This is a genomic window from Pseudomonas sp. PSKL.D1 (genome assembly GCF_028898945.1).
Lineage (GTDB): Bacteria > Pseudomonadota > Gammaproteobacteria > Pseudomonadales > Pseudomonadaceae > Aquipseudomonas.
On record NZ_CP118607.1, the window covers coordinates 368,469 to 389,628 of the forward strand.

Below are 21,160 nucleotides of genomic sequence, written 5' to 3' on the forward strand. Positions count from 1 at the left end.
CATGCTTGGACGCTACGGCAAGGATGCCGGTTCACTGCTGGGGGTGGAAATTGCCCCCGATTCCGTACGAATGCTGCAACTGCGGCGTCGCAAGGGCCGCGACGACGTGATTGCCTGGGCGGTTGAGCCACTGGCACCGGTAAAAAACGGCGAAGATTGGCAAAGCACCGACCGTATTGCACCGGCTTTGCGCGCTGCTTTTCAGCGCTGTGGCAGCCGCCAGCGTCGAGTTGCATTGGCCCTGCCAGCCTCGCAGGTAATTTGCAAGCTGTGCCATTTGCCAGCCGGCCAGTCAGAAGCCGACTTGGAAGCAGGGCTCTTGGCGGATGCCGACCGGCTTTTCCCTTTCCCATTGGAAGACCTTGCCATGGATTTCCAGTTGATGGGGCCTTCGCAGTCGCGTGAAGGGTGCGTGGATGTAATGGTGGCTGCGAGCCGACAGAGCGCGCTACAAGCACTTGAGGCAGTGATTGATACATCGGGTTTGCAACTGGACGCCGTGGAAGTCGACACCATTGCCTTGCGCCGTATGCTGCCGCGCCCTATGCCGGGAGGCGCCATGCTGCTTCGCATTGAGCCAGGCAGCGCCACGCTGCATTACTGGGAAAATGACCGACTGCCCCAGCGCAGAGAAATGGCGCTGGATGCAGCGGCAGACTGGCTTTGCGAGCTGCCGGGTGATGCCCCGCCCCCGGATGAGCTACTTGTGACCGGCCTGTCGATGGCGGAACAAGACCGTCTGGATGAGCTGAGCGGGCGGTTGCGGATACCTTGTCGGCCACTGCCGCAGCTGGTGCGTCTGGATTGCAGCGGCGGCGATATGACACTGGCCTGCGCCCTGGCCAAGGGTGGGATGTCATGATGCTGCGCCTCAATCTTCTGCCATGGCGTGAGCGCCAACGTGCCTGGGCATTGCGGCGTTTGCGTGCCACGGTTATCGCTGCCGCTACCCTGGCGCTTTGCGCGGTTGTGCTGATGGATCAATTGGCGCGGCATCGTGCTCAACAACAGGCCGATGCCAACGCCGCGCTCCAGCAGGCCATTTCAGCGTTGAATGAGCAAATCGAGCAATTCGGGCGCATTCGGCAGAATACCGAAACCCTTCGGGCTCAAGCCGCTGCGCTCGCGGCCCTGCGTACTGGCCAGGGGCAGGTGTCAGGGTTGTTTGCCGACCTGGAGCATGCCGTGCCTGAAGGCATCCAGCTGGTAGAACTGGCGCTTGAAAGGGGGCGGTTGCAGATCGAGGGTGTGGCTGCTTCCAGTGCAGCCGTGGCGCAATTCATGCGCAATCTCGATCGCTCGGGTGTGCTGGCGGGGCTTGAACTCAAGCGCATTACAAGCAGCGCGAGTGGCGATGAGTTTTTGCTGCTGGCGCGGATGTCTGCGCCATGGTCCTGAGCGTGCTGCACTTCGATTGGCATGCTCTGCTCAGGCGCTATCGGCTGCTGAGCCAAGTGTTGCCAATCGGGGTGGCGTGTCTTGTACTGGCATTGGGCTGGTGGGTCAGGCAGCCAGTGTGGCACAGGGTGCATGCGCATGAGCAACGCACACATGAGGCGTTGAGCAGTGAGTACGAGGCCAAGGCTGCCACAGCGCTCACGCGCGCGTCGGTGCAGCGTGCCCAGGACGATGCCAATCAGCTTTTGCAGGATGCGCGCTGGCGCCTCGCGGCGGGCGACGGCATGAGCGAGTTGCTGGATCAGCTGGCCGCTTCGGCGCATGCCTACGGTTTGCTCTTCGAACAACTCGATGTGCTTGATGACGTCAGGCAGCCGGGATACCTGGAAACGCCCCTGGATATGCAAGTAGTCGGTCGCTACTCGGCGTTGCGCATGTGGCTGGATGACTGGCTGGGGCAGACGCGGCTGTTACGGGTGGGTGATATGCAGTTGATCGATGCAGGTGACAGGTCAGGCCTGCTGCGTATGCGGCTGCGCGTCAGTGCCTACCAAGCCGATGCCGCGGCGCGAGTGCCCGTTTCACTGGCAGAGACGCCGGCGAGGGCGCCCGTGATGCCTCCGGAACTTGACCCGTTTTCCGCCTGGTCAACCCGCGTTGTGCGGGAAGGGCTCGCCAGTATGCCTCTTGTCCATCTGCAGATGGTTGGCAGCCTCTCCAGAGGTTCCGCCAGAGAAGCCGTGCTGGCGGCTGGCGGGCGACTGTATCGCGTGCGCAAGGGGGACCGCCTGGGCAGGGACGAAGGGGTGGTGGTGCAGATAGGTGAGCAGCAGGTTGCCGTGCGTGAGCGTTTGTACATGGGTGGTGCGTGGCGGGAGCGTACGACACTGCTGACGCTCAGGAAGGGCGTGGACAGGGAGGTCAAGGAAGATGAAATGGCTGACGAGGTGGGCAGCGGTGGCGATGATGCCCATACCGCTGGTGATGGCGGAGCCCCATCGGGCTGAGCCGATATCGCTGAACTTCCAGGATGTGGAGGTGCGCGCTGTTCTGCAAGTGTTGGCCGATTACGCTGGCGTCAACCTGGTGGCCAGTGACTCGGTGCAAGGAAATGTCACCCTTCGCTTGCAGGATGTTTCCTGGGAGCAGGCGCTGGAGCTCGTGTTGCGCAGCAAAGGGTTGGCGCGGCGCGAAGAAGGGAACGTGCTAATGGTGGCGCCTGCGGCCGAAATGGCTCAACAGTCGATCGGTGAGCGGATTGGGTCTGAACTGGATGCTCAGTTGCAGCCCTTGCACCGTGAATTGTTGCCGATTCATCACGCCAAGGCTGCCGAGCTTGCCGAATTGTTGCTCGTGGCACTGGCCGATGGTGAGTCGCTCTCCGGGCGTGGCAGCTTGAGTGTGGATGCCCGCACCAACACGCTTGTGGCCTATCAGCCCGCGGAGCGCCTTGCCGAGTTGAGGCAGTTGGTGGCCAAGCTGGACGTGCCGGTCCGCCAGGTGGCGATTGAAGCCCGTATCGTGGAGGCCAACGTGGATTACGAGAAAAGCCTGGGTGTGCGATGGGGTGGCGGCTTGTATGAAGATGCGCCGCGCATGGGCAAGGATATCTTTGTCGATCTGGGTGTCGAAAGGGCCGGCTCCGGTGTTGGTCTTGGGCTATTGCGCAGTGATGTGCTGCTGGACCTGGAACTGAGCGCTATGGAAAAGAGCGGTAATGGCGAGATCATTTCCCAGCCCAAAGTGGTGACCGCCGACAAGGAAACCGCCCGGATTCTCAAGGGGACCGAGGTGCCTTACCAGGAAACCAGCGTGAGCGGCGCTACCTCGGTTTCATTTCGCGAGGCTTCGTTGTCTTTGGAGGTTACCCCGCAAATTACGCCGGACGGTAAGGTCATCATGGACGTGCGCGTGACCAAAGATGAGCCGGACTTCGTCAATGCCTTGAACGACGTGCCCCCAATCCGCAAGAACGAGGTCAATGCCAAGGTCCGCGTAGCGGACGGTGAGACCATCGTGATTGGAGGCGTTTACTCGACCACGCAAAACAAAGTGGTCGACAAGGTGCCATTTTTCGGCGATCTGCCGTATGTTGGGCGGCTGTTTCGACGCGATGCATTACAAGAGAAAAAATCCGAGCTGCTGGTCTTCCTGACTCCGCGTATCATGAGTGACCAGGCGATTGCTGTGAGTCGTTGATTCTGTGCGAAATTTGATACTTGTAGGGCCCATGGGTGCTGGTAAAAGCACCATCGGGCGCCTGTTGGCCAAAGAACTGCGCCTGCTGTTCAAAGATTCCGACAAGGAAATCGAACTGCGAAGCGGCGCCAACATCCCGTGGATCTTCGATAAGGAAGGCGAGCCGGGCTTTCGTGACCGTGAGCAGGCAATGATCGCCGAGCTCTGCGAGCTTGATGGCGTGGTCGTGGCAACCGGTGGCGGTGCTGTCATGCGCCCGGAAAACCGCAAGGCTCTTCACCAGGGTGGCCGGGTAATCTATCTGCATGCCTCGGTGGAGCAGCAGGTGGGGCGTACCGCGCGTGATCGCAACCGGCCACTACTGCGCACCGCCAACCCGGAGGCGACCCTGCGTGCCTTGCTGGAAGCACGCGACCCGCTTTACCGTGAAATTGCCGACCTGGTGGTGGAAACCGACGAACGGCCGCCGCGCATGGTCGTGCTCGATATTCTCGAGCGTTTGCAGCAGTTGCCGCCCCGGTAGGCCGGGACTATTCTCGGCCAGCGCCGAGGCGAGGTTCAACGTTATCGCGTGGGTCGCCAAGCCGACGCCGCGCCCAAGTACATTGTGGGGATACATGCAGACACTAAAGGTCGACCTGGGCGAGCGTAGCTACCCGATCTACATTGGCGAAGGCCTGTTGGACCAGCCGGAGCTGCTGGCCCCGCACATCGCCGGCCGGCAGGTTGCCATCGTTTCCAACGAAACCGTCGCGCCTCTGTATCTCGAGCGTCTGAGCAAGACCCTGGGGGCCTATTCGGTGTTGCCGGTGATCCTGCCGGACGGCGAAGCCTACAAGAACTGGGAAACCCTGCAGCTGATCTTCAACGGCTTGCTCACTGCCCGCCACGATCGCCGTACCACGGTGGTTGCGCTGGGTGGAGGTGTGATCGGCGACATGGCCGGTTTCGCGGCCGCCTGTTACCAGCGTGGCGTCGATTTCATCCAGGTACCCACCACACTGCTGTCCCAGGTCGATTCTTCGGTGGGTGGCAAGACCGGCATCAACCACCCGCTGGGCAAGAACATGGTCGGTGCGTTCTATCAGCCCAACGCGGTGCTGATCGACACCACCAGCCTGAAGACACTGCCCGAGCGCGAGCTTTCCGCGGGGCTGGCCGAAGTGATCAAGTACGGCCTGATCTGTGACAAGCCTTTCCTGGGCTGGCTCGAAGACAATATGCACGCCCTGCGCGCCCTGGAGCCTGCAGCCCTGACCGAAGCAATTCGCCGCTCTTGTGCGGCCAAGGCCGCGGTAGTGGGGGCTGATGAGCGTGAATCCGGCGTGCGGGCGACGCTGAACCTCGGGCATACCTTTGGGCATGCCATCGAAACCCACATGGGCTACGGTGTCTGGCTGCACGGTGAAGCCGTGGCAGCGGGCACTGTAATGGCCCTGGAGATGTCCATGCGCCTGGGCTGGATCGACCGGCTCGAGCGCGATCGCGGAATCCGCCTGCTGCAGGATGCAGGTTTGCCGGTGGTGCCACCACAGGAAATGACCCCGGCGCATTTCATGGAGCATATGGCGGTCGACAAGAAGGTGATCGACGGGCGTCTGCGGCTGGTGCTGTTGCGCCAGCTGGGCGAAGCCGTGATTACCGACGACTATCCGAAAGAGATTCTTCAGGCCACGCTGTCGGCGGATTACCGCGCGATCGTGGCCCAGCTTTGAGGTTGTGACAGCGCAATGACCAGTTTGCATGCCGATGAGGCGTTTCTCGACCATTACCAGTTGAGCCACGATCCGTTCGCGCCGCGTGTGCCCGGTTTCAAGTTCTTCCCTGCCCAGCGCAAGCCTGTGCTTGGCCAGCTGCATCACCTGGCCCGTTATAGCCAGCTGATGCTGGTGGTGACCGGCCCTGTGGGCAGCGGCAAGACCTTGCTCCGCCAGGCCCTGGTGGCCAGCACCAACAAGGACTCGGTGAAAAGCGTGGTGGTGTCTGCCCGCAGCGCTACCGATGCCGCCAGCGTGCTGGCGCAGGTGGCCCAGACGCTGGAGGTGGGCCAGCCGGAAGTCCAGGCAATCATGTCCAAGGTCGTGCAGTTGGCACTGACCGGGCAGGAAGTTTATTTGCTGGTGGACGATGCGGAACAACTCGACGAGTCGGCACTCCAAGCGTTGCTGGAACTGGCGGCAGGTGTACCGGAAGGGCGCCCGCATGTGTTCCTGTTTGGCGAGCCGTCGCTGATTGCAGCGTTGGACGAGATCAATGTCGAGGAAGAACGCTTCCACGTCATCGAGCTTGCCCCGTACAGCGAGGAGGAGACACGCGAGTACCTGGAGCAGCGCCTGGAAGGTGCCGGCCGGGGCATCGATGTATACACCCGTGAACAGCTCGTCGATATCCATGAAAACTCCGACGGTTGGCCTGGCAACATCAACCAGGTCGCCCGCGATACCTTGATCGAAGCCATGATCGCCAGCCGCGGTGCGGCCAAGCGACCAACCATGGGGTTCAAAATGCCTAAGAAACACGTGCTCGCGTTGTCCGCTGTCGTCGTGGTCGCCGTTGCTGCCGCGGTTCTCATGCCCAAGAAAGGCGACAAGGCGCCTGAAGAGGCGCCGAACGCCCAGGCCCAATTGCCGCTGGGTGATGGCAAGTCGGGTAACCCGGCCATCGAATTCTCCGGCTCGTCGCAGCCTATGCCGTTGCCGCTGGTAGGCCAGTCGCAGCCGGTGATGCGCGAGCCGCTGGCTCAGGCCGCCGGCATGGGCGAAGGCGAAGAGGGCAGCCCGGCGGGCGACACTGCGCTGCAGCCTGGCAACCCTCCGACTGTCACCACCACTGCGCCGCCCGTAGGCGTGCCTGCAGGCCCGGCTCCGACCATGGCCCAGGCCACTGCTCCGGCACAGCCAGTTGCGCCGGCGCCTAAGCCTGTTGCAACCCAGCCTGCAAAACCGGTTGCACCTGCCAAGCCTGCACCGGCGCCTACCCAGGTAGCGACCGCCAAACCGGCGGCCAAACCAGCTGCTGGTGGTAGCGGCAACAGTGGCTGGTACTCGGGCCAGAAACCGGGCAATTACGTGGTGCAGATCCTGGGTACCAGCTCGGAAGCGTCGGCCCAGGCCTTCGTCAAAGCGCAGGGTGGCGACTATCGCTACTTCAAGAAAAACCTGCAGGGCAAGCCGCTTTACGTGGTCACATATGGCAACTTCGCCAACCGCGACGCAGCGGTTGCGGCAATCAAGAACTTGCCAGCGAAGGTCCAGGCTGGTAAACCTTGGCCACGTACCGTCGCCAGCGTCCAACAAGAGCTGGCCTCGGCTCGCTGATTACCTTCCGGGCGGCACCACCCCGTCGCCCAGTTGCTGAGCGAACATGACTTTTGACTAGCCTGCTGCGCCTGAGCGCGGCAGGCTTTTCTGTCCCAGACTGCCGGCCACAAGCCAACGTTGCAGTCATGGCTGAAACGCTTCAGACTCGAGCCAAGCCGCTATCACGGCGCATGGCGCAAAAACATTCAAAATTGCGACATAAATTTTCAATGGTGAGACATGAAAATTTGTGGGTATGACTGTCGCTGTGCAACAATGGTTTTCCATGGCCACCGCAAAAAAGCTGGCGTTTGATCGGCGTGGATGGTAAGTGGTTGTTAAAAAAGAGATTTGCCTCCGGTTGAGAGGTGAACCTGGTGAGAAAGTGTCTATGAAAACAGGTCTGTACCATCCCGAAGAATTCAAGGACAACTGTGGTTTTGGCCTGATCGCCCATATGACGGGCGAGCCGAGCCACCACCTCCTTCAAACTGCCATGCAGGCGCTGACGTGCATGACCCACCGTGGCGGTATCAACGCCGACGGCAAGACCGGTGACGGTTGTGGTCTGCTCATGCAGAAGCCTGATCAATTCCTGCGGGCCGTGGCCCAGGAAACCTTTGCCGTCGAGCTGCCCAAGCAGTACGCCGTCGGCATGGTGTTCTTCAACCAGGACCCAGTCAAAGCCGAAGCAGCTCGCGCCAATATGGACCGCGAAATCCTGGCTGCCGGCCTGAAGCTGGTTGGCTGGCGCAAAGTCCCGATCGACACCAGCGTCCTCGGCCGCTTGGCGCTGGAGCGCCTGCCGCAGATCGAGCAGGTGTTCATCGGCGGTGAAGGCCTGAGCGATCAGGAATTCGCCATCAAGCTGTTCAGTGCCCGTCGCCGTTCGTCCGTGGCCAACGCCCACGACGCCGACCACTACATCTGCAGCTTCTCGCACAAGACCATCATCTACAAAGGCCTGATGATGCCGCGCGATCTCGCGGCGTTCTTCCCGGACCTGGGTGACGAGCGCCTGCAAACCGCGATCTGCGTGTTCCACCAGCGCTTCTCCACCAACACCCTGCCGAAATGGCCGCTGGCGCAGCCGTTCCGCTTCCTCGCCCACAACGGCGAGATCAACACCATCACCGGCAACCGCAACTGGGCCATGGCCCGTCGCACCAAGTTCGCCAATGACCTGATCCCCGACCTCGAAGAGCTCGGCCCACTGGTTAACCGCGTGGGTTCCGACTCGTCGAGCATGGACAACATGCTGGAGCTGATGGTTACCGGCGGCATCGACCTGTTCCGCGGCGTGCGCATGCTGGTACCGCCAGCCTGGCAGAACGTCGAGACCATGGACGCTGACCTGCGCGCCTTCTACGAGTACAACTCCATGCACATGGAACCGTGGGATGGCCCGGCCGGTATCGTCATGACCGAAGGCCGCCACGCAGTGTGCCTGCTCGACCGTAACGGCCTGCGCCCGGCGCGTTGGGTCACCACCAAGAACGGCTACATCACCCTGGCGTCGGAAATCGGCGTGTGGGACTACAAGCCAGAAGACGTGATTGCCAAAGGCCGTGTTGGCCCTGGCCAGATCTTCGCAGTCGATACCGAAACCGGTCAGATCCTTGACACCGACGCCATCGACAACCGTCTCAAGTCGCGCCATCCGTACAAGCGCTGGTTGCGTCAGCATGCCCTGCGCATTCAGGCGACCCTGACCGACGATCAGGGCGCGGCCAGCTACGACAGTGACCAGCTCAAGCAGTACATGAAGATGTTCCAGGTCACCTTCGAAGAACGTGACCAGGTGCTGCGCCCGCTCGGCGAGCAGGGCCAGGAAGCGGTCGGCTCGATGGGTGACGACACGCCGATGGCCGTGCTGTCCCAGCGTGTGCGTTCGCCGTACGACTTCTTCCGTCAGCAGTTCGCCCAGGTGACCAACCCGCCGATCGACCCGCTGCGCGAAGCGATCGTCATGTCGCTGGAAATCTGCCTGGGTGCCGAGCGCAATATCTTCCAGGAGTCCCCGGAGCATGCTTCGCGGGTCATCCTCAGCTCGCCGGTCATATCGCCCGCCAAGTGGCGTTCGCTGATGAACCTGGAGCGCGAAGGCTTCGACCGCCAGCTGATCGACCTCAACTATGAAGAGAGCGTCGGCCTGGAAGCGGCCATCCGCAACATCGCAGACCAGGCCGAAGAGGCTGTGCGTGGCGGCAAGACCCAGCTGGTGCTGAGCGACCGTTACATCGCCCCGGGCAAGCTGCCAGTGCACGCTTCGCTGGCCGTGGGTGCGGTGCACCACCGCCTGACTGAAAAAGGCCTGCGTTGCGACAGCAACATCCTGGTGGAAACCGCCACCGCCCGCGACCCGCACCACTTTGCCGTGTTGCTGGGCTTCGGCGCCTCGGCCGTTTACCCGTACCTCGCTTATGAAGTGCTGGCCGATCTGATCCGTACCGGCGAAGTGCTGGGTGACCTGGACGAGGTCTTCAAGTACTACCGCAAAGGTATTTCCAAAGGCCTGTTGAAGATCCTGTCGAAGATGGGCATCTCCACCATCGCCTCGTACCGTGGCGCGCAGCTGTTCGAAGCGATCGGCCTGTCCGAGGAAGTGGTTGGCCTGAGTTTCCGTGGAGTGCCGAGCCGTATCAAGGGTGCCCGCTTCAGCGACCTGGAAAGCGACCAGAAGCTGCTGGCTGCCGAAGCCTGGAGCGCGCGCAAGCCGATCCAGCAAGGTGGCTTGCTCAAGTTTGTCCACGGCGGCGAGTACCACGCCTACAACCCGGATGTGGTCAACACCCTGCAGGCGGCAGTGCAGCAGGGCGACTACGCCAAGTTCAAGGAATACACCTCGCTGGTTGACCAGCGTCCGGTGTCGATGATCCGCGACCTGCTGAAAGTGAAAGTGGCTGATGAGGCCCTGCCACTGGATCAGATCGAGCCGATGGAAGAGATCCTCAAGCGCTTCGACTCGGCCGGTATTTCGCTGGGTGCGCTGTCGCCAGAGGCCCACGAAGCTTTGGCCGAGGCGATGAACCGCCTGGGTGCGCGCTCCAACTCCGGTGAGGGCGGTGAAGATCCGTCGCGCTACGGCACCATTCGCAGCTCCAAGATCAAGCAGGTGGCCACTGGCCGCTTTGGTGTGACCCCAGAATACCTGGTTAACGCCGAAGTGCTGCAGATCAAGGTGGCTCAGGGCGCCAAGCCCGGTGAGGGTGGCCAGCTGCCGGGCGGCAAGGTCAACGGCCTGATCGCCAAGCTGCGCTATGCGGTACCGGGCGTGACCCTGATCTCGCCGCCGCCGCACCACGACATCTACTCGATCGAAGACCTGTCGCAGTTGATCTTTGACCTCAAGCAGGTCAACCCGCAGGCGCTGGTATCGGTCAAGCTGGTGGCAGAAGCTGGCGTCGGCACCATTGCCGCTGGCGTGGCCAAGGCTTATGCCGACCTGATCACCATTTCCGGTTATGACGGTGGTACTGGCGCTTCGCCGCTGACCTCGATCAAGTACGCCGGCGCCCCGTGGGAACTGGGCCTGGCTGAAACCCACCAGACCCTGCGCGGTAACGACCTGCGCGGCAAGGTACGGGTACAGACTGACGGCGGTTTGAAGACCGGCCTGGACGTGATCAAGGCCGCCATCCTCGGCGCCGAGAGCTTCGGCTTCGGCACCGCGCCGATGATCGCCCTGGGCTGCAAATACCTGCGTATTTGCCACCTGAACAACTGCGCCACTGGCGTAGCCACCCAGAACGACAAGCTGCGCAAGGACCACTACATCGGCACCGTCGATATGGTGATCAACTTCTTCACTTTCGTCGCAGAAGAAACCCGTGAGTGGCTGGCCAAGCTGGGCGTACGCAGCCTGGGCGAGCTGATCGGCCGCACTGACCTGCTCGACGTGCTGCCAGGCGACACCGAGCGCCAGCAGTACCTGGACCTGACTCCACTGCTGGGCAGCTCGCACATTCCTGCCGACAAGCCGCAATTCTGCGAAGTCGACAAGAACCCGCCGTTCGACAAGGGCGAATTGGCCGAGAAGATGGTTGAAATGGCCCTGCCGGCCATTCGCGATCAGGCCGGTGGCGAGTTCAGCCTCGACATCTGCAACTGCGACCGCTCCATTGGTGCCCGCATCTCTGGCGAAATCGCCAAGCTGTACGGCAACCAGGGCATGGCCGACAAGCCGATCACCTTCCGCTTCAAGGGCACTGCGGGCCAGAGCTTCGGCGTGTGGAACGCCGGTGGCCTGAACCTGCACCTGGAAGGCGACGCCAACGACTACGTCGGCAAGGGCATGACTGGCGGCAAGGTGACCATCGTGCCGCCCGCTGGCAGCCCGTTTGCAACCCAGCACAGCGCCATCGTCGGCAACACCTGCTTGTACGGTGCCACGGGCGGCAAGCTGTTTGCCGCCGGTACTGCGGGCGAGCGCTTCGCTGTGCGTAACTCCGGCGCCCACGCTGTTGTCGAGGGTACTGGCGATCACTGCTGTGAATACATGACCGGTGGCTTTGTTTGCGTGTTGGGCAAGACCGGTTACAACTTCGGTTCTGGCATGACTGGCGGCTTTGCCTACGTGCTCGACATGGACAACACCTTCGTCGACAAACTCAACCACGAGCTGGTGGAAATCCAGCGTATCAGTGGTGAGGCGATGGAGGCCTACCGCAGCCACCTGGCGCGTGTCCTTGGCGAATACGTGGAAGAGACCGGCAGCGAGTGGGGGCGTGAGCTCTTCGAGAACCTGGACGACTACGTGCGGCGCTTCTGGCTGGTCAAGCCGAAGGCGGCCAACCTCAAGCAACTGCTGTCCAGCACCCGCGCCAACCCGCAGTAAGAACAGCTGCAAGTGACGGCCCCGTGCGCGGGGCCCGTCGTGCTCAAGTGATCGTCTTGCAGCTTGCGGCCTGAGGCCGGCAACTGCGGTAAAGAGGTTTTGAAAAATGGCTGAACGTCTGAACAACGACTTCCAGTTCATCGAAGTGGGCCGCAAGGACCCGAAGAAGAAGCTGCTGCGCCAGCGCAAGAAGGAGTTCGTGGAAATCTACGAACCGTTCAAGCCGCAGCAGTCCGTGGACCAGGCGCACCGCTGCCTGGGCTGCGGTAACCCTTATTGCGAATGGAAGTGCCCGGTCCACAACTTCATCCCCAACTGGTTGAAGCTGGTTTCCGAAGGCAACATCCTGGCGGCAGCCGAGCTGTCGCACCAAACCAACACTCTGCCGGAAGTGTGCGGCCGCGTGTGCCCGCAAGACCGCCTGTGCGAGGGTGCCTGCACCCTGAACGACGGCTTTGGCGCCGTGACCATCGGCTCGGTGGAGAAGTACATCACCGACACCGCTTTCGCCATGGGCTGGCGCCCGGACATGTCCAAGGTCAAACCGACTGGCAAGCGCGTTGCCATCATCGGTGCCGGCCCGGCTGGCCTGGGCTGTGCCGACGTGCTGGTGCGTGCCGGCGTGACCCCGGTGGTATTCGACAAGAACCCGGAAATCGGCGGCCTGCTGACTTTCGGCATCCCCGAGTTCAAGCTGGAAAAGACCGTGCTGAGCAATCGCCGCGAAGTCTTCACCGGCATGGGCATCGAGTTCCGCCTGAACACCGAGGTGGGCAAGGACATTACCATGGAACAGCTGCTCGCCGAGTACGACGCTGTGTTCATGGGCATGGGTACCTACACCTACATGAAAGGTGGTTTCCCGGGTGAAGACCTGCCGGGCGTGCACGACGCGCTGGACTTCCTGATCGCCAACGTCAACCGCAACCTGGGCTTCGAGAAATCGCCGGAAGACTTCATCGACATGCAGGGCAAGAAGGTCGTAGTGCTGGGCGGTGGTGACACCGCGATGGACTGCAACCGCACCTCGATTCGCCAGGGTGCCAAGGCGGTTACCTGTGCCTACCGTCGTGACGAAGCCAACATGCCGGGTTCGCGCAAAGAAGTGAAAAACGCCAAGGAAGAAGGCGTGAAATTCCTCTACAACCGCCAGCCGATCGCTATCGTGGGTGAAGACAAGGTCGAAGGCGTGAAGGTGGTAGAGACCCGTCTCGGCGAGCCGGATGCCCGTGGCCGCCGCAGCCCCGAGCCGATTCCGGGTTCTGAAGAGATTCTGCCGGCTGACGCCGTGGTGATCGCCTTCGGCTTCCGCCCGAGCCCGGCGCCGTGGTTCGAGCAGCACGGTATTCAGATGGACAGCCAGGGCCGTGTGGTGGCACCGGAAAAGGGCAAGTTCAAGCACCAGACCAGCAACCCGAAAGTGTTTGCCGGTGGCGACATGGTGCGCGGTTCGGACTTGGTGGTGACTGCCATTTTCGAAGGGCGTACGGCTGCTGAGGGCATCCTGGACTATCTGGAAGTCTGATCCATCGTGGGGCCGCTTTGCGGCCCTTTCGCGACACGAGGCCGCTCCCACAGGGGTACCCACTCCCCTGTGGGAGCGGCCTTGCCGGGGCGCCGGACCGGTCGGACAGGGCTGCGAAGCAGCCCCAAAATCGAAAATTTGTATACAAAATCGTTTGATCTATGGCACTCGATAGACAAAACGCATGGTCGCATCCGTGCCTTTTGCGCTGCCGTCTGAGAAAATGCCCGCACTATTTTCCCGGATGCCGACATGACTGCCTTGAAGAATGACCGTTTCCTGCGTGCTCTGCTAAAGCAACCCGTAGACGTCACCCCAGTGTGGATGATGCGCCAAGCCGGCCGTTATCTGCCTGAGTACCGCGCCAGCCGCGCCAAGGCCGGCGACTTCATGAGCCTGTGCATGAATCCGCAGTTCGCCTGCGAGGTTACCCTTCAGCCGCTGGAGCGCTACCCACTGGATGCGGCGATCCTGTTCTCGGACATCCTCACCATTCCCGACGCCATGGGCCAGGGCCTGTACTTCGAAACCGGTGAAGGCCCGCGTTTCAAGAAAGTTGTCAGCACGTTGGCCGACATCGAGGCGCTGCCGATCCCTGATCCGCAAAAAGACCTCGGCTATGTGATGGACGCCGTCAGCACCATCCGCCGCGAGCTGAACGGCCGTGTACCGTTGATCGGCTTCTCCGGCAGCCCGTGGACGCTGGCCACCTACATGGTGGAGGGCGGCTCGTCGAAGGACTTCCGCAAAACCAAGGCGATGGCCTACGACAACCCCGAGGCCTTGCACTTGCTGCTGGACAAGCTGGCCCAGTCGGTCACCAGCTACCTGAACGGCCAGATCCTTGCCGGTGCCCAGGCTGTGCAGATCTTCGACACTTGGGGTGGCAACTTGTCTGCTGCTGCCTACCAGGAGTTCTCCCTGTCCTACATGCGCAAGATCGTAAGCGGCCTGATTCGTGAGCATGAAGGGCGCAAGGTACCGGTGATCCTGTTCACCAAGAATGGTGGGCTGTGGCTGGAAAGCATTGCCGAAGCTGGCGCCGATGCGCTGGGCCTGGACTGGACCTGCGAAATCGGTGATGCCCGCCGCCGTGTGGGTGACAAAGTGGCTCTGCAAGGCAACATGGACCCGACGGTGCTGTACGCCAAGCCAGAGGCCATCCGCAAGGAAGTGGCGCGTATTCTGGCCAGCTATGGCAAAGGTTCTGGCCACGTGTTCAACCTTGGCCATGGCATTACACCGGAAGTCGACCCGGAGCATGCTGGCGTGTTCATCAACGCTGTGCACGAACTGTCGGCGCAGTACCACGCGTAACGCCTCGGGAAGGGAGATTGGCCTGAGCAATCTCCCTTCTTTCTTTCGCGACCCCTCCCACATTTCTCAGCGAATCTGCCTTACACAACACCGCTCTGCGCCTCTTTAGCATTCGACGTATCCCGCCAGTTCAAATACTGGCCAGAACATCGAGCGCATGTGGAGGTGTTACATGAAGCAGTGCGTAGTACGAACAGGCTTATTGGCAGGTGGTGCACTTGCCGCCCTGAGCGTGGTTGGTTTCTTGCCAAACGTGGCAAATGCCCATGGCTACCTGAGCGACCCACCCTCCAGGGATTACGCGTGTCGCCTTAGGCAGAACACTGGCTGTGGTGCGGTAGTTGACGAACCGCAAAGCGTTGGCGAAACCAACAAGGGTTACCCTGCCAGCGGGCCAGCTGATGGCAAGATCGCAAGCGGTGGCATATCGAGGTTTGCAGCGATTGATGAGCAATCTGCCAATCGCTGGACACTCATGCAGATTGACAACCCTGCGGTCGAATTCGATTGGTACTACACCAAGGCTCACCTAACTACCGGGTGGGAGTATTTCATCAGCAAACCGGGTTGGAACCGCAACGCCCCATTGGCGCGTTCGACCTTCGATTCAAAACCGTTCTGCACCGTCGACGGCAAGGGCGAATTCCCGCGCGATACGAATACCCCGGGTCCAGGCCGGGAAAAGCACGCCTGCATCATCCCGGCGGATCGAACCGGGCACCATGTGATTCTTGGTGTGTGGACCGTTGCTGACACGGTCAACGCCTTCTACAAGGTGATCGATGTCGATATCCAAATTGAAGGGGGCCCGGCGCCGGAGTGGCGGCAGGTCAGCAGCATAGACCCGCATCGCGACCTTCAGGTAGGTGACAAGGTCAAGGCCAGAGCCTTCGTCGGTTCTTCGGAGGACGAGTCGTACAGTGCCGAAATCTCCATTGGCACTGCAGAGGAGGCGATTGCGGCCAATTGGTCTTACAAGCTCGCTGCCCAACTCAACCAGACCCAGACGCTGATCCGCGCCGGGCATAAGGATTCGGAAGGCATTATTGCGCCTATCCAGGGCCCTAATATCATCTACGCCAAACAGGAGAGCGGTGTTACAGGCTACGAACTGGAGTTTGACGGTGAGCCAGGTGACGATGCCTATATGCATGTGCACGGCCTGAAGCCGGAGTATGTGCTTGAGGGCGGCAAGGCGACGCTCGATTTTTCAGTCATGACCAACCGTGACCTGGAGGTGCGCGCCACCCTGTACAACAGCGCCGACAGCCAGGTTGGGTTTGCGAGCGGACAAGTGGACTCCACCACCCGGCCATTTTCGCTGCACGCCGAGAGCTCGGCAGGCGAGCACCTGCTCAAGATTGTCGGTACCGATGAAGACAGCCGCGTTCTGCTACAGCAGGAGCATCCCGTGCTGCTGCGCTCGGCAGACGGCGGCGAGCACGATTTTGTCTACCCGCAATCGATTGACGTCTACCGCGAAGGTACGCGTGTGCTTCAGCCCAAAGATGGCGGTGTCTACGAGTGCCTGCCATTCCCGGTGGATGGTTGGTGCCGCATTTACTCCTCCAGTGCGAACCAGTATGAGCCAGGGGTAGGGAGCGACTGGCAATCGGCCTGGATCAGGCGTTGATGGTGGCGGCGCGCTGGATGCCGGGCTAGATCATGACCTTGCGCTTGCTGTGCTGGGTGGTAATCCCGTCCCTGACCCTCGCAGGTATGGCGTGGCAGGGGCGGGCGATTCCGCAAACCAGGCAAATCGAGCCCGCCGCGTTGTCGCAACCCTTTGCCAGCGCACCGCCATTACCGTTGCCCGGTGCCCTGTTGGCGTTGGCATTCGGCCTGAGCACGGAGCCTGATACGCAGCCCGAGCGCAAGGACATTGTGCTCAAAGCCACATTCGTGCCCACCCACGGCCCTGCACGCGCGCTGCTGCTGGTTGACGCCAAAGCGGCTATCCATCAGGTGGGGGACCGCCTACCGGGTGGTGCCACCGTGCGGCGGATAAGCACTGATGCACTCGTCATCTGGGCCAATGGCCGGGAGCAGCGCCTGGCCTTGTCGGGCTCTGCCCCGTTTCAATATTTGCAGGAGTTCAAATGACCTTCAGGCCGAAGCTTCAGCGTGCAGGGCTGGGCGCCTACTTCATGCTGACGAGCCTCTGTGCGTTGGCCGAAGCCACCACGTGGCAAATGTCGATGAATGATGCCGACGTGCGTGATGTGGTACGGGAAGTGGGCGCCATCCTGGACCAGTCAATCATCCTCGACCCTCGTGTCCAAGGGCGCATCACCGTGCTTTCCAATGAGCGGCTGGACCGCGAAGGCGTTCGGCGATTGTTCTATTCGGTGCTCAATGCCCATGGTTTTGCGGCGGTTAACGACGATCAACGCCTGTTGATCCTGCCTGCAAGCGAGGCCAAGGCATGGGCCAATCATCAGCTGGATGCTATTCCGGCAGCGTTCACCACTCGGGTTTTCAGCCTGTCCGGCAGCCTGGCCGCAGACCTGGCAGGCTTGTTACGGCCTCTGGTATCCGGCAATGGATACATCGGGCCCTCCAGTTCGGCCAATGCGTTGGTGGTGACGGACTCTGCGGCCAATCTGGACAGGCTTCAGGCGCTTGTGGCGCAGCTCGACAGTGGACAACGGCATGACCATGAACTGGTTATGCTCAAGCAAGGTCGGGCCACCGAATTGCAACCAACGCTTGAAGCTGCCGCGGGTGGCGTGGACAGCGGCGTGCGCGTGCTTGCCGACAGTCGCAGCAACGGCTTGCTGATTCTTGGCCCGGCAAAATCCCGGCAGCGGCTGGCCCAGTTGGCGCGCTCGCTGGATGTACCGGCTCCGCCGACGTCGCAGAACTGGCGCGTGGTGCGCTTGCAGCACGGCAACGCCGAACAGTTGGCCGAAGTGCTCGGCGAGGTGGGCGGCAAACTGGGCGGTGATCCGGCTCGCGACGGGCAGGCCATGGGTGCGCTGGCTACCCAGGCGCTGGTGAAAGCGGACGTCAGCCAGAATGCGCTGGTGCTTCTCGGCCCACCCGAAGTCATGGCAGGCCTGGAAAACATCATCGGGCAACTCGACCAGCCCAGGGCGCAAGTGTTGATCCATGCTGCAATCGTCGAGGTGAGCGGCGATATCAGCGAGGCGCTGGGGCTGCAATGGGGCGTGGACAGCGGCAGCCTTAAAGGGGGTGTCAGCTTTCCTGACAGCGGCATTTCTTTGCCCGCGCTGCTTGGTGGTACTGCTTTAAACCCGGCAGGTGCAGCATTGGCAATCGGCTCGGACCGCTTTGCCGCGCTGGTGACTGCGCTGGCCAGCAACACCCGCAGCAACTTGCTGTCCACCCCTAGCCTGTTGACACTGGACAATCAGGAAGCGCAGATCCTGGTGGGCCAGAACGTGCCCTTCAAATCGGGCTCCTACGCTACCCCAGGCAATGGTTCGGAAAACCCCTTCACCACCATCGAGCGCAAGGACATCGGCATCAGCCTGAAAATCCGGCCGCACATCAACGAAGGGAACAGCCTGAGGCTGGAGGTCGAGCAGGAAAGCTCCGAGTTGGCACCCAGCACGCTTGAAAATGACCTGATCACCAACAAGCGGACCCTTAAAAGCACCATTCTGGCGGCCGACGGCGAGATCATCGTAATCGGCGGGCTGATCAAGGACAGCGTGCGCAGTGAACAGCGCAGCGTGCCGTTTCTGGGCCGCTTGCCGTTGATTGGCGGCCTGTTCCGTTGGCAAAGGGATGTTGACGAGAAAACCAACCTGATGGTGTTTCTGCGCCCGACCATCCTGCGCAGCCAGCAAGAAGCGGTCGAGGCGGGCCAGCGTGCTTATCGTGAAGTGCGCGCGCCGGGGGCGCCCAGCCTGCCGGACGAAGTAGACGGGCTGTTCGAGGCGCGCCCATGACAATGCCCCTGACGTTCGGATTCGCACGGCGCCACGGCATTTTGCTGGACCAGCAAGACGTGCAGCCATGCTTGCTGATGCGCGAAGGGGCATCTCTGCATTCGCTGTCTGAGGCATTGCGGCAACTGGGGGCTGGCTGGCCATTGCGCTGCGTCGATGCCAGCACCTTTGCCGAGCGCCTGGCGCATTGTTATGGCGACACGCAGGATGCCGCACAGACGCTGGTGCAGGGTATCGATCAACAAATCGACTTGACCCGGTTGAGCGAAGAGTTGCCACAGACGAGCGATCTGCTCGACCAGCAGGGCGATGCGCCAATCATCCGCTTGCTCAATGCGCTGCTCAGCGAGGCTGTCAGGTCCGGGGCCTCGGATATTCATCTGGAAACCTTCGAGGAGCAACTGCGGGTGCGCATGCGCATCGATGGCGTCATGCGGGAAGTGCTCTCGCCGCCGCGCGCGCTGTCGGCGTTTCTGGTGTCGCGAATCAAGGTGATGGCGCGCCTGGACATTGCCCAGAAGCGCATTCCGCAGGATGGCAGGATCAGCCTGCGGCTTGCCGGTCGAGAGGTGGATGTGCGCGTATCGACGTTGCCGGCAGCACATGATGAGCGTGTGGTGCTGAGGCTTCTGGACAAGCAGGCAGTCAGGCTGGATATCGAGCATATGCACATGCAGGAGGGCACTCGATCAGCGTTCCTGAGCTTGCTCGCCAAACCCAACGGCATCGTCCTGGTCACCGGCCCGACCGGATCAGGCAAGACCACCACGTTGTACACGGCACTGTCGGTACTCAATCAGGTGACGCGCAACATACTTACCGTGGAAGACCCGATCGAATACCACCTGCCCGGCATTGGCCAGACGCCTGTCAACACAAAGGTCGACATGACGTTCGCCAGAGGGCTGCGAGCCATTTTGCGGCAAGACCCTGACGTGGTGATGGTGGGTGAAATCCGTGACCGTGAAACCGCCGACATTGCCGTGCAGGCTTCGCTGACCGGCCATCTGGTGTTGTCCACCTTGCACACCAACAGCGCGCTGGGGGCTATCAGCCGTTTGACCGACATGGGGGTCGACCCTTGTCTGCTGGCGTCTTCACTGTCGGGGGTGATGGCACAGCGGCTGGTTCGCAAACTGTGCCCCCACTGCAAGGTGGGCAGTGCGCCGGATAGCGCGACTGTCGGTCTGTTGGGGCACCCGGTTGACCTGCCTTCAGTGGTCTTTCGCCCGAAGGGCTGCGAGGCATGCCATCAAGGCTACAGCGGTCGCCTTGCGTTGCATGAGCTGATTATCGTCACTCCCGACCTGGCCGAAGCCATCCACGAAAGGAACTCACCGTCACACCTTCTTGAGCTTGCCCGCCAGCACACTCCCAGCTTGTTTCAGCACGGGGTGCTGCGCGTGTGTGAGGGGGAAACGAGTGTTGAGGAACTGCTCCGGGTCGCGGGGCAGCAATGACCGGCATGCGATTCAGATTCGAGGCCCGCGACGGTAACGGGGTACGACAGCGGGGCACGCTGGAAGCATCGGCTGCGTTGCAGGCGCGGCAGGCATTGCGCGCGCGCGGGTGGTCCATCGTTTCGATCAGGCCTGTGCGGTTTTATCTACCACCGGGATTGGCCACTACCAATCCGTTGGGGGGTGGTCGACTGTCTATAGCCACTCGGCAATTGGCGACCTTGTTGCGTGCAGGCATGCCGCTGACGGAGGTGCTTCAAGCCGTTTCATCGCAGAGCGAGCGCGCAGATGTTCGTCAGGTATTACGTGCAGTCGGCGAGCGGGTGGCCGAAGGGTTTACTCTGGCGCAAGCCCTGGAAGAGCACCCTCAGGCCTTTCCACCTGTTTACCGCGCCACGGTGGCCGCCGCGGAGCGTTCGGGCTACCTGCCGGAGGTGTTCGAGCGCTTGGCCGACCATGCTGAGCGACAACAGGCACTGCGCCAGAAGGTGAAACTGGCGTTGGTCTACCCAGCCATCTTGCTGATGGTCTCCATCCTGGTTGTGGGCTTTTTGCTGGGCTACGTGGTGCCCGACGTGGTCCAGGCTTTCGCCCGAGGCCACGCGCAATTGCCCTTCGCGACGCGCCTCCTGATGGTCATGAGTGATTTCACGGCGCGCTTTGGCTGGCTTGCGCTGATGGTGGGTGCCTTGGCAGTGATGCTGGCCTGCTGGGCACTGCGGCAGCCCGCCAGGCGCCAGCGTTGGGATGAGTTTGCGTTGCGTCTGCCACTGTGGAGCGCGTTTGTCCGGGCCAGCGATGCCGCACGTTTTGTCGCCACGTTGGCAACCCTTGGCAGAAGCGGCGTCGCGTTGGTCGAAGCCATGCACATCGCAGCGGCTGTCACCAGCAACCTTGCATTGCGCGAGCGCCTGGCCTGTGCTGCGCGCGAAGTCGCCGAAGGCACGAGCCTTGCCAGCAGCCTGACGCGCTCTGCCGCGCTACCTGTGTTGACCCTGCACATGATTGCCAGTGGGGAGCGGGCCGGTGAGCTCGACACCATGCTGGAGCGTGCCGCCGACCTGCAGGAAAAGCACCTCGCGTCCCGTATCGCCTTGCTGGTCAGCCTGTGCGAGCCCGTCATGCTGCTGACGATGGGCGGCATTGTGCTGTTCATCGTGCTCGCCATCCTGATGCCCATCCTCAACCTCAACCAACTGGTCACCTGA

The 21,160-nt window shown here is 61.7% G+C and carries 15 protein-coding genes; all 15 read left to right on the forward strand.

The genetic code is table 11. The features are described 5' to 3' along the window. Position 1 precedes the first annotated feature (1 nt). The 15 genes from pilM (at position 2) to gspF (ending at position 21,160) form a co-directional block, all read left to right on the forward strand. On the forward strand, positions 2–862 hold the full coding sequence (gene pilM, locus PVV54_RS01535; protein WP_274908272.1) for a type IV pilus biogenesis protein PilM: 861 nt from the start codon (positions 2–4) through the stop codon (positions 860–862). Next, the gene (locus PVV54_RS01540) at positions 862–1,398 is read left to right on the forward strand and encodes a PilN domain-containing protein (protein WP_274910369.1); all 537 of its coding nucleotides are present in this window, start codon (positions 862–864) and stop codon (positions 1,396–1,398) included. Before pilM ends, PVV54_RS01540 begins: the two co-directional genes overlap by 1 nt. Beyond that, complete coding sequence (locus tag PVV54_RS01545) at positions 1,389–2,405, forward strand: pilus assembly protein PilP (RefSeq protein ID WP_274908273.1); 1,017 nt, start codon at positions 1,389–1,391, stop codon at positions 2,403–2,405. The genes PVV54_RS01540 and PVV54_RS01545 overlap by 10 nt, the downstream gene beginning before the upstream one ends. Then, positions 2,329–3,597 (forward strand): type IV pilus secretin PilQ, encoded by a 1,269-nt coding sequence (locus PVV54_RS01550; RefSeq protein ID WP_274908274.1) that lies wholly within the window; start codon positions 2,329–2,331, stop codon positions 3,595–3,597. The genes PVV54_RS01545 and PVV54_RS01550 overlap by 77 nt, the downstream gene beginning before the upstream one ends. Before the next feature lie 4 nt (positions 3,598–3,601). Continuing rightward, the gene (gene aroK, locus PVV54_RS01555; RefSeq protein WP_274908275.1) at positions 3,602–4,120 is read left to right on the forward strand and encodes a shikimate kinase AroK; all 519 of its coding nucleotides are present in this window, start codon (positions 3,602–3,604) and stop codon (positions 4,118–4,120) included. 94 nt (positions 4,121–4,214) lie between these two features. Then, positions 4,215–5,312: a 3-dehydroquinate synthase gene (gene aroB, locus PVV54_RS01560; protein ID WP_274908276.1), complete on the forward strand. Its 1,098-nt coding sequence runs from the start codon at positions 4,215–4,217 to the stop codon at positions 5,310–5,312. Positions 5,313–5,327: 15 nt separating this feature from the next. Next, positions 5,328–6,914 (forward strand): AAA family ATPase, encoded by a 1,587-nt coding sequence (locus tag PVV54_RS01565; RefSeq protein WP_274908277.1) that lies wholly within the window; start codon positions 5,328–5,330, stop codon positions 6,912–6,914. Positions 6,915–7,287: 373 nt separating this feature from the next. Beyond that, complete coding sequence (gene gltB / locus PVV54_RS01570; RefSeq protein WP_274908278.1) at positions 7,288–11,733, forward strand: glutamate synthase large subunit; 4,446 nt, start codon at positions 7,288–7,290, stop codon at positions 11,731–11,733. Positions 11,734–11,839: 106 nt separating this feature from the next. Then, complete coding sequence (locus tag PVV54_RS01575) at positions 11,840–13,258, forward strand: FAD-dependent oxidoreductase (RefSeq protein WP_274908279.1); 1,419 nt, start codon at positions 11,840–11,842, stop codon at positions 13,256–13,258. Between the two features lie 252 nt (positions 13,259–13,510). After that, on the forward strand, positions 13,511–14,575 hold the full coding sequence (gene hemE, locus PVV54_RS01580) for a uroporphyrinogen decarboxylase (RefSeq protein ID WP_274908280.1): 1,065 nt from the start codon (positions 13,511–13,513) through the stop codon (positions 14,573–14,575). Between the two features lie 172 nt (positions 14,576–14,747). After that, on the forward strand, positions 14,748–16,208 hold the full coding sequence (gbpA, locus tag PVV54_RS01585; protein WP_274908281.1) for an N-acetylglucosamine-binding protein GbpA: 1,461 nt from the start codon (positions 14,748–14,750) through the stop codon (positions 16,206–16,208). Between the two features lie 32 nt (positions 16,209–16,240). Further along, entirely contained in the window at positions 16,241–16,678 is a 438-nt protein-coding gene (locus PVV54_RS01590) for a protein XcpP (RefSeq protein WP_274908282.1), read from the forward strand. Beyond that, complete coding sequence (gspD, locus tag PVV54_RS01595; RefSeq protein ID WP_274908283.1) at positions 16,675–18,492, forward strand: type II secretion system secretin GspD; 1,818 nt, start codon at positions 16,675–16,677, stop codon at positions 18,490–18,492. Before PVV54_RS01590 ends, gspD begins: the two co-directional genes overlap by 4 nt. Next, a complete protein-coding gene (gspE, locus tag PVV54_RS01600; RefSeq protein ID WP_274908284.1) occupies positions 18,489–19,952 on the forward strand; it encodes a type II secretion system ATPase GspE in 1,464 nt (487 codons plus the stop codon). The genes gspD and gspE overlap by 4 nt, the downstream gene beginning before the upstream one ends. 5 nt (positions 19,953–19,957) lie before the next feature. Next, positions 19,958–21,160, forward strand: coding sequence for a type II secretion system inner membrane protein GspF (gene gspF, locus PVV54_RS01605; RefSeq protein ID WP_274908285.1), 1,203 nt, complete (start codon positions 19,958–19,960; stop codon positions 21,158–21,160).